Origin of the sequence: Streptomyces sp. MB09-02B (genome assembly GCF_033794485.1) — a bacterium.
Taxonomy (GTDB): Bacteria; Actinomycetota; Actinomycetes; order Streptomycetales; family Streptomycetaceae; genus Streptomyces.
Window position 1 is genome coordinate 1 of record NZ_JARGEE010000370.1, and the last position, 9,036, is coordinate 9,036.

Consider the following 9,036-nt stretch of genomic DNA (forward strand, 5'->3'; position numbering starts at 1 on the left):
GTGGAGGGTCGCCGCGTACGACTGGCGCGGCTGAGGGTCCGGCCGCGTCGCCCTCTACGCCGCCCTCGCCGTCCTGCTCGCCCTGGCTCTCGTCGCCGCCGCGCTGATAGGGGCCGTCACCCTGTCGTGACGACCCCCATCGACGCCCTGTCGACGACCGTCGACGCCGGGCGTACCCGTAGGCGCCGGCCGGACCCTCAGCCGCGCCAGTCGTACGCGGCGACCCTCCACTTCGAACCGATCCTGACGTAGTAGTCCCCGTCGAGGCGCTTGAAGTCCACCTCGTGCGACAGGCCCGCGTACGTCACCTCGCCGTCGTCGTACGGCCCGTCGAGGAAGCCGTCGGCCTGGCCGAAGGTCTCCTTGCCGACGATCCCGTCGACGTCCTCCAGGTCCTCCTGCGCCTGCCAGTACTTGGTCGCCGAGCGGGTCTTCCAGCCGAAGATCCCGTCGATGTCCCCCAGGGTGAAGGTGTGCAGATCCCCGCTGGAGTCCTTCCACCTGGCGCCGTCCGCGTACAGGACGCTCTGCCACAGCCGCGTCGCGTTGCTCTTGGAGTGCGAGTTGACGGACAGCGTGCCCTCGTCGCCCCAGTCGTTGTACGCGGCACCGGAGCCGTCGACGACGTGCGGCTCCGAAGCCGTGGCGAGCGGAGCGGCGGTGCCGAGCGCGAGCCCGGCCGAGGCCGCCACGGCGACGGCCGCGAGCAGCAGCCTGGACTTGAGTTGCATGTGATCCCCCTGGTCCCCGATTGACCTGTCGACCTTCGCTGACGCACACGTTCCTCGTCGGTGTGTACGAGACGCACGAGCCCCAGTTCGACTGGGGTGACCGTGCCTGTGTGGTCGCTGTGTCGATGTATTGGCAAGTTCGAGGATGTGCGGCCGACCCGCTCGACACCAGGGCTAACGTGGGCATTTGGGATGGCCCGGGACGTCCCGTGCCTGGGCCTGCGATTCCGCCCGGAATTTCGGGATACCGGTGGGACACTGGACCACAGACCGTCGAGGGGCGTGCGACAGCGCGTGAGCACGTCCGAAATGCTCCCGCACGCCCCTTTCCACGGAACTGGTATCCCTGCGGGGCGCATCCCAGTGGGTAGGCCAGAACGGGGCTTCGGAGAGGGTCCCGGGTCGTACGGAGAGACGTACGGGGGGAAGAGGGGGGAAGTAATGCCTCGTTGGAGGGCCTTGCCGGATGAACTCGATCCACAGGTCAGGGAGTTCGCGGGCCAGCTCCGCCGGCTCGTCGACCGCGGTGGCCTGAGCATCGCCGCGGTGGCCGACCGCACGGGCTACAGCAAGACGTCCTGGGAGCGGTATCTCAACGGCAGACTGCTCGCGCCGAAAGGCGCGATCGTCGCGTTGGCCGAGGTGACCGGTACCGATCCCGTCCACCTGACCACGATGTGGGAGCTGGCCGAGCGGGCCTGGAGCCGTTCGGAGATGCGCCACGACATGACCATGGAAGCGATCCGTATCTCCCAGGCCCGCGCCGCCCTGGGTGAGACGGGTGGACAGTCCACCGTCAAGGGTGGCGGCAGGAACAGTAGAGCGGGCCGCAGTGCCACCGCGACGCCGGGCGTGGCGGGCCCGGCGGGCGTCTCGCCGACCGTCCCGCCGCAGCCGCGCTCCCCGAGCGATCGCATCCCGCGCTCGCCGTACGGGGGTTCGAGTGCGCCGTCCACCTCGTCGCCGTCCGCCCCTTCCGTGTCCTCCTCCGCGCCGCCGTACGGCGGGGCCGGCGGGGTCGCCGGAGGCGGGTCGCGCATCAGCTGGGGGGCCACACCGTCGTCGTCCCCGTCCTCCCCGCCGACCGCCTCGCCCTCGGTGCCTTCGTCTTCGTCGTCGCCCTCGTCTTCGTCCTCGTCTTCGGCCTCGCCGTCGGGCCTGGTGGGAGGGCGGTCGTCGTCGCCTGCCTCGTCCAGGGCCCCGGCCGGGACCTCGGTCCCCGGTGGCGCCCGGGCCGCCGGGGACGCCGCGGCCCCCTCCGGTGTCTTCGGGCCGCCGCCGGGCGGGGGTGGCCGCTCCGGCGGCGGTGACTCCCAGCCGAAGCGGCGCGTGACGATGTTCCTCGCCGGAGCCGTCGGCGCGCTCGTCGTGATCGCGGCGGCGTTCCTCCTCACCAACGGTGACGGCAAGGGCCAGGCGGAGGACAAGCCGCCGACCTCGCCGTCGACCTCGATCGGCACGAACCCCGACCTCCCGGCCGGCGTGAAGTGCAGCGGCAAGGACTGCGACGGCAAGGACCCCGAGACCATGGGGTGCATCGGCAACCTCGTCCGGACCACCGACGAGGCCACGATCGGCACCGCCCGGGTCGAGGTCCGCTACAGCAAGGCCTGTCAGGCCGCCTGGGCTCGCATCACCGGCGCCGCCCAGGGCGACGAGGTCCAGGTCACGGTCGGAAAGACCAAAGAGACGGCCGCCATCGAAGCCGCCGGCGACAACATCGCCTACACCCAGATGGTCGCCGTCAAGGACGCGGGCGAGGCCACGGCCTGCGCGACGCTGGCGTCGGGACAGAAGGGCTGCACGGGGTAGCGATCGGCCGATCACCGGCCGACCAGCCGGTTCACGTTCCGTCATCACCCCTACCGGAAAAGTAATCACGGCGTAAGTGGAATGCCCGCCGAACTCCGGGGCAGGCGGAGAGTACCCCCACGGGAGTCCGGCCCGCCCGGGAGGACACGCACCGTCCGTCCTCCCGGCCCGGCACCCCCACAGGCGGCCGCCTCGGTCCTCCCCCCCCGGACCGGCGGCCGCCTCTTTCGTGTGCTCCTTCCTTGCGCGCGCGACTTGTGGGCTGGGCCACACGAACCCCGGCCGTCCGGGATCCCGGATGCGCGATAGCCTGACCACCGATCTCTTGATGCCGAGAGATCGATCATTTGTACGTCCCTCAGGGGCAGGGACGCCCCACCGCCAGCTGTCATACGGAGAACGCCATGACCCGCACTCCCGTGAACGTCACCGTCACCGGCGCGGCCGGCCAGATCGGTTACGCCCTGCTCTTCCGCATCGCCTCCGGCCAGCTGCTCGGCGCGGACGTGCCGGTCAAGCTCCGCCTCCTGGAGATCACGCCGGCGCTCAAGGCCGCCGAGGGCACCGCCATGGAGCTCGACGACTGCGCCTTCCCGCTCCTCGCGGGTATCGACATCACGGACGACCCGAACGTGGCCTTCGACGGCGCCAACGTCGGTCTGCTCGTCGGCGCCCGCCCCCGCACCAAGGGCATGGAGCGCGGTGACCTCCTGGAGGCCAACGGCGGCATCTTCAAGCCGCAGGGCAAGGCCATCAACGACCACGCGGCGGACGACATCAAGGTCCTCGTCGTCGGCAACCCGGCCAACACCAACGCCCTCATCGCCCAGGCCGCCGCGCCGGACGTCCCGGCCGAGCGCTTCACCGCGATGACCCGCCTGGACCACAACCGCGCCCTGACCCAGCTGTCGAAGAAGACGGGCGTCCCGGTCTCCGAGATCAAGAAGCTCACGATCTGGGGCAACCACTCCGCGACCCAGTACCCGGACATCTTCCACGCCACGGTCGCCGGCAAGAACGCCGCCGAGGTCGTGAGCGACGAGAAGTGGCTCGCCGAGGACTTCATCCCGACCGTCGCCAAGCGCGGTGCCGCGATCATCGAGGCCCGTGGCGCCTCGTCGGCCGCCTCCGCCGCCAACGCCGCCATCGACCACGTCCACACCTGGGTCAACGGCACCGCCGAGGGCGACTGGGCCTCCATGGGCATCCCGTCCGACGGTTCCTACGGTGTGGCCGAGGGCCTCATCTCCTCCTTCCCGGTCACCGTGAAGGACGGCAAGTACGAGATCGTCCAGGGCCTGGAGATCAACGAGTTCTCCCGCGCCCGGATCGACGCCTCGGTCCAGGAGCTGGCGGAGGAGCGCGAGGCGGTCCGCGCGCTCGGCCTCATCTGAGCAGTTCTCCCCGGGGGCGACACCCCCTGGCTTGCCCACGCAGGCCCTGTCCCGGTTTCGACCAGGACGGGGCCTGTTCGGCGTGTCCGCCGCCCTCGTCTGCCTGCGCACGTCATGAGAACGCCGACGTCGGCAAGGGGGACAGGACGACGCGCTGGGACCCGACCAAGGACGCTGGGTGGACGAGCCCGGATGTCACCGGGGGCGGATGGAAGAGAGCCTCTTCTCGAAGAAGTGCGCCCCGTACACGTCGTCGTTGTACCGAGGAATCTCCGTGTAGCCGCACGCCCGGTACATCGCCTGTGCCTCGGTCAACGCGGCATGCGTATCGAGCCGTACGACGTCGAGACCGCGCGCGGCGGCCTCCCGCTCCAACTCGCCCAGCAGCCGTCGGGCGAGCCCGAGGCGTCGTGCCCCGGGATGCACCCAGACATGCTTGATCTCCCCGACCCGCGCCCCGGCGTCGAGCGTGCGCAGCGCCCCGCACCCCACGGCCAGTTCTTCCTCGTAGGCGACGAGGAAGGCCCCTGAGTCCCCCGAGACCTCGTGGGGCGGCACGAGGGTGGCCGGGTCGTAGCCCTCGGGGAACCGCTGGTCGATGTCGGCGGCGTAGGCGTCGAGACAGGCCCGGGCGGCGGCCGAACCGCCGTCCACGGCCTCGACCCGGATCGCGGCGAGCCGCAGCAACCGCCGCGCGGCACCCAGCGCATCGGTCAACTCGCCCCGCTGCGCCGGAGTCAGCCCGCGCAGCAGCCCCTCGGCCAGGGCATCGGCCCGCCGGTTCTGCTCGGCGACCTCGGAACGCCCCGCCTGTGTCAGCGCGGCGACCCGCACCCGGCTGTCCTCGCCGTGCACCCCGAGCCGGACCAGCCCCTGGCCTTCCAGTGCCTTGACCATCCGGCTCAGATACCCGGCGTCCAGCCCGAGCCGGGTCCGCAGCTCGCGCAGCGCGGCGCCCTCGCGGCCCCGGCCCGACTCGCCGATCTCGAAGAGCAGCCGGGCCTCGCCGAGCGGCCGGTCCTGCCCGAGGTAGTGATCGTCCAGGGCCCCGATACGACGCGTGAAATACCGGTTGAACCGGCGCAGGCTCCGTACGTCCCGCGCGGTCACCGGTGCGGACTGCTCCTCGTGTGGGGCCTCCATATTTCTTTGACTTTAGTCAAGGGAATGCGGGATGTCGACGCCGGCGGTGCGCTTCGGTCCTTCACCGCAGCTCCCGGAAGAACTCCCGCAGGTCCTGGACGAGCGTTTCCGGGGCCTCCATGGCGAGAAAATGGCCCCCGCGTCCGAGTTCGGTCCACCGCACGACGGCGTGGTCCCGCTCGGCCCAGCGCCGGACCGTCACATCCCGCGCCGAGACCAGCACGGCGGTGGGTACCTTCGCGCCTCCACCACCGGTCTCGCCCCAGCCCCCCGCCTCTTCCCCGGCCTCGGTCTCGCCCCAGGAACCCTCCCCGCCACCCCAGGAACCCTCCCCGCCGTCCCAGGAGCCCTCGGCACCGCCCCAGGAACTCGCGGTGATCTCCTCGTAGTAGATCTGCGCGGCCGAGGCGGCCGTGCCGGTGAACCAGTACAGCGAGACGTTCGTCAGCATGCGGTCCCGGTCGACGCTGTCCTCCGGCAGCCCCTCCTCGGGGTCCGTGAGTTCCTTGAACTTCTCCACGATCCAGGCCAGTTGCCCCACGGGGGAGTCGGTGAGCCCGTACGCCACCGTCTGCGGCCGTTTGGAATTGCACTGGAGGTAGCCGTCGTTGAAGTTCTGCATGGTCTGCCAGCGCCGCTGCTCGACCTCGCTGAGGCCGTCCATCTCGCCCTCCGCCCCGACAGGGAAGGCGATCATGCCGTTGACGTGGACGCCGACCACCCGCTCCGGCGCCTGCTTCCCCATCTCGGGCGCGATCCACGACCCGGTGTCGTATCCCTGGACCCCGTACCGCTCGTACCCCAGACGGGACATCAACCCCGTGAACACCGTGGCCATCCGCGCCGCGTTCATCCCGGGCCCGGCCAGCGGCGTGGAGAGTCCGAAGCCCGGCAGCGACGGAATGACCAGGTGAAACGCGTCGCCCGGATCCCCGCCATGCGCCCGGGGATCGGACAACGGCCCGATGACGTCCAGGAAATCCACCACCGAGCCCGGCCAGCCGTGCAGCAGCAGCAACGGCGTGGCCCCCGCCTCCGACGACCGCACATGCAGGAAGTGCACGTTCTGCCCGTCGATCTCCGCCGTGTACTGGTCGTACGCGTTGACCGCCGCCTCCTGCGCCCGCCAGTCGAAGCCGGTGCGCCAGTACTCCGCGAGTTCCTGCAGGTAACCCCTCGGCACGCCCCGACTCCACCCCACACCGGGCAGTTCGTCGGGCCAGCGGGTGTCTGCCAGGCGTCGGCACAGGTCGTCGAGACGGTCCTGCGGGACCGCGATCCGGAACGGCGTGGGTGCGGATGCGGGCGTACGCGTGGACGTGGGGTCGGGGCCGGGGCTGTGCTCCGGGTCGCACTCGGGGTCGTTCTCCGGGTCGTTCTCGGGGCCGGACATGGGGCGGGCGTCGGCTGTCGGGTTCGTCATGGCTCCGACGCTACGAACCGGTTGGGTCACCCCCGGTCCTAACTCTGCGGCACCCTCATGACCATGCTGGAGACCTCCGGACGACTGCTGAAACTGCTCGCCCTGCTGCAGAGCCACCGCGACCGCGACCGCTCCGGCGCCGAACTCGCCGAGCAACTCGGCGTCAGCCGACGCACCCTGCGCCGGGACATCGAGCGACTGCGTGAGCTCGGTTACCCCGTGCACGCCGCCCGGGGCGCCGCCGGTTACCGGCTCGGCGCCGGCGCGAGTCTGCCGCCCCTGCTGCTCGACGACGAGGAGGCCGTCGCGGTCGTGGTCGGACTGCGCACCGCCGCCGAGAGCACGGTCACCGGCATCGAGGAGGCCTCGCTGCGCGCCCTCACCAAGCTGGAGCAGGTGCTGCCGTCCCGGCTGCGGCACCGGGTGGCCACCCTGCACCACGCCACCGTCCGGGCGGGAGCGGCCCCGGCCCCCAAGGTCTCGCCGGACACCCTCATGGCCATCGCCGAAGCCTGCCGCCGCCACGAACGCCTCCGCTTCGACTACGCCGGCCCGCGCACCTCCTCCCCAGCTCCCCACACCCCGGAGCCCCACGTCCGCACCGTCGAACCGCACAGGCTCGTCAGCTTCGACCGGCACTGGTATCTCGTCGCCTGGGACGTGGACCGCGCGGACTGGCGCACCTTCCGGGTCGATCGCCTCGTCCCGCGCACCCCGACCGGACCACGCTTCGCCCCGCGCGCACTCCCCGACGGCGACGCGGCGACCTATCTCGCGCACCGACTCTCCTCCCGGGCCTGGCCCTTCCGGGCCACCGTCACCCTGCACGAGTCGGCCGCAGCGGTCGGGGACCGGATCTGGCCCGGCATGGGTGTGCTCGAACCGGTCGACGACGACCGCTGTCTGCTGCACCTGGGCGCCGGAACCCCGCGCGACCTCGCCTGGATGATCACGTCGGTCGACGCAGACTTCACCCTCGGCGAGTCCGCCCCACCGGAACTCGCCGACGCCCTGCACGCCCAGGCTGCCCGCTCGCTGCAAGCCATCCGCCGCCGGTAGCCGCCCCCTTCGCACCCGGTTGGCCTCATCCAGGAGTCGATCACTAGTCTGAGCGCCGGTAAAGAGCACATAAGACGGTGGCCGGATTTCGTGTACCGCATCGCGAACCGGCCCCGGTACGACAGGGCCCACGAGCCCTACGGGGGAGCACACATGGGAGAACAGCGCAGGCGGCTGCGGTCCAGCACGGTCGTACTCGGTGGGATGGGCGTCGTCGCGGCAGCCCTGACCTCCTGCGGTTCGGATCCGGATCGCCGCTGCGTGGACCGCGACAGCTACGACTACGCCAACGGCTACAAGATCATCGCTGACAAGAACTGCAACTCGGGCTCCAGCTCCTCGTCGTCCTACGGCAAGAACCGCAAGAGCAACAGCAGCGGCAACCGCAGCCAGGCCGACTCGGCAGACGCCGCCTGGTACTACGACGCCGAGGTCAGCGGGGGCCGCGCCGACTACGGCACCTTCAGCCGCAGCGAGGCCGTGGACCGGGACGGCTTCGGCTGCTCGGGCGACGGCGACGGCTCCGGCTCCAGCGGCGGCTGACCCGGCGGACGAGGCAGCACCATGGAACGCCGCACCATCGAACCCCGGCCGGGCTGGCAGGAGACCGTCGAGGAACAGGGGCTCATCTACCCGCTGACCCGCCACCCCGACGGTTCTCTGCGCCCGTACTGGGACGAGAGCGCGTACTACGTCTTCTCGCTGCCCGAGGTAGAGGCGCTGGAGGAGGTCGTCGAGGAACTGCACGGCATGTGCCTGGCGGCGGCCGAACACATCGTGGCCGAGGACCGCTTCGCCGACCTCGGCATCACCGACCCGCGCCTCGTCGGCCTCGTCGCCGAGGCGTGGCGCCGACGGGCCGAACTGCCGTCCGTCTACGGCCGGTTCGACCTCCGCTACGACGGGACCGGCCCCGCCAAGATGCTGGAGTACAACGCCGACACCCCCACCTCCCTCGTCGAGGCGGCCAGCCCCCAGTGGTTCTGGATGGAGGAACGCTTCCCGGGCGCCGACCAGTGGAACTCCCTCCACGAACGCCTCGTCGACGCCTGGAAGAAGCAGTCCCCCCTTCTGCCCCCCGGCAGCCCCCTCTACTTCGCGCACTCCGCCGGCGACGAACTCGGCGAGGACCTGATGACGGTCGCCTATCTGAAGGAGACCGCCGAACAGGCCGGACTCGCCACCGACTGGATCTCCATGGAGGACATCGGCTGGGACCGCCTCTCCGAACGCTTCGTCGACAAGAAGCTCCGCTTCATCCGCAGCATCTTCAAGCTCTACCCCTGGGAGTGGCTCACCACCGACCGCTTCGCCTCCCACGTCCTCGCCACCCTCGACAACGGCGGCGGCACCGGGACCACGATGTGGATCGAACCCGCCTGGAAGATGCTCCTCAGCAACAAGGCCCTCCTCGCCGTCCTCTGGGAGCTGTACCCCGGCCACCCCAACCTCCTCCCCGCCTATCTCGACGGCC

General features: G+C 70.9%; 8 protein-coding genes. 5 read left to right on the forward strand and 3 right to left on the reverse strand.

Annotated elements, in window-relative coordinates; all coding sequences use genetic code 11:
- Window positions 1–197: 197 nt before the first annotated feature.
- Window positions 198–731 (reverse strand): peptidoglycan-binding domain-containing protein, encoded by a 534-nt coding sequence (locus tag P1P70_RS34715; RefSeq protein ID WP_319244953.1) that lies wholly within the window; start codon window positions 729–731, stop codon window positions 198–200.
- Window positions 732–1,172: 441 nt separating this feature from the next.
- Here P1P70_RS34715 and P1P70_RS34720 point away from each other — a divergent pair, with 441 nt between their 5' ends.
- Entirely contained in the window at window positions 1,173–2,543 is a 1,371-nt protein-coding gene (locus P1P70_RS34720; protein ID WP_319244955.1) for a helix-turn-helix domain-containing protein, read from the forward strand.
- A 404-nt stretch (window positions 2,544–2,947) separates the two neighbouring features.
- Window positions 2,948–3,937: a malate dehydrogenase gene (locus tag P1P70_RS34725; protein WP_319244956.1), complete on the forward strand. Its 990-nt coding sequence runs from the start codon at window positions 2,948–2,950 to the stop codon at window positions 3,935–3,937.
- Between the two features lie 195 nt (window positions 3,938–4,132).
- Here P1P70_RS34725 and P1P70_RS34730 read toward each other — a convergent pair whose 3' ends face one another.
- Together P1P70_RS34730 and P1P70_RS34735 are read right to left on the reverse strand one after the other, a co-directional pair.
- Window positions 4,133–5,080 carry a helix-turn-helix domain-containing GNAT family N-acetyltransferase gene (locus tag P1P70_RS34730; RefSeq protein ID WP_319244958.1) on the reverse strand — a complete coding sequence of 316 codons (948 nt, stop codon included), beginning with the start codon at window positions 5,078–5,080 and terminating at the stop codon, window positions 4,133–4,135.
- 61 nt (window positions 5,081–5,141) lie between these two features.
- Window positions 5,142–6,503: an epoxide hydrolase family protein gene (locus P1P70_RS34735; RefSeq protein ID WP_319244960.1), complete on the reverse strand. Its 1,362-nt coding sequence runs from the start codon at window positions 6,501–6,503 to the stop codon at window positions 5,142–5,144.
- A gap of 63 nt (window positions 6,504–6,566) precedes the next feature.
- On the opposite strand from P1P70_RS34735, the gene P1P70_RS34740 reads away from it, so the two are divergent.
- The 3 genes from P1P70_RS34740 to P1P70_RS34750 all read left to right on the forward strand — a co-directional run.
- Window positions 6,567–7,562 carry a helix-turn-helix transcriptional regulator gene (locus P1P70_RS34740; RefSeq protein WP_319244961.1) on the forward strand — a complete coding sequence of 332 codons (996 nt, stop codon included), beginning with the start codon at window positions 6,567–6,569 and terminating at the stop codon, window positions 7,560–7,562.
- 153 nt (window positions 7,563–7,715) lie between these two features.
- The gene (locus P1P70_RS34745) at window positions 7,716–8,105 is read left to right on the forward strand and encodes a hypothetical protein (protein ID WP_319244963.1); all 390 of its coding nucleotides are present in this window, start codon (window positions 7,716–7,718) and stop codon (window positions 8,103–8,105) included.
- 21 nt (window positions 8,106–8,126) lie between these two features.
- The coding region (locus P1P70_RS34750; RefSeq protein WP_319244965.1) for a glutathionylspermidine synthase family protein at window positions 8,127–9,036 on the forward strand (910 nt) is incomplete at its 3' end.

Coding starts and splice junctions, on each gene's coding strand:
- P1P70_RS34715 (WP_319244953.1), bottom strand. CDS start 731: ATGCAACTCAAGTCCAGGCTGCTGCTCGCGGCCGTCGCCGTGGCGGCC.
- P1P70_RS34720 (WP_319244955.1), top strand. CDS start 1,173: ATGCCTCGTTGGAGGGCCTTGCCGGATGAACTCGATCCACAGGTCAGG.
- P1P70_RS34725 (WP_319244956.1), top strand. CDS start 2,948: ATGACCCGCACTCCCGTGAACGTCACCGTCACCGGCGCGGCCGGCCAG.
- P1P70_RS34730 (WP_319244958.1), bottom strand. CDS start 5,080: ATGGAGGCCCCACACGAGGAGCAGTCCGCACCGGTGACCGCGCGGGAC.
- P1P70_RS34735 (WP_319244960.1), bottom strand. CDS start 6,503: ATGACGAACCCGACAGCCGACGCCCGCCCCATGTCCGGCCCCGAGAAC.
- P1P70_RS34740 (WP_319244961.1), top strand. CDS start 6,567: ATGCTGGAGACCTCCGGACGACTGCTGAAACTGCTCGCCCTGCTGCAG.
- P1P70_RS34745 (WP_319244963.1), top strand. CDS start 7,716: ATGGGAGAACAGCGCAGGCGGCTGCGGTCCAGCACGGTCGTACTCGGT.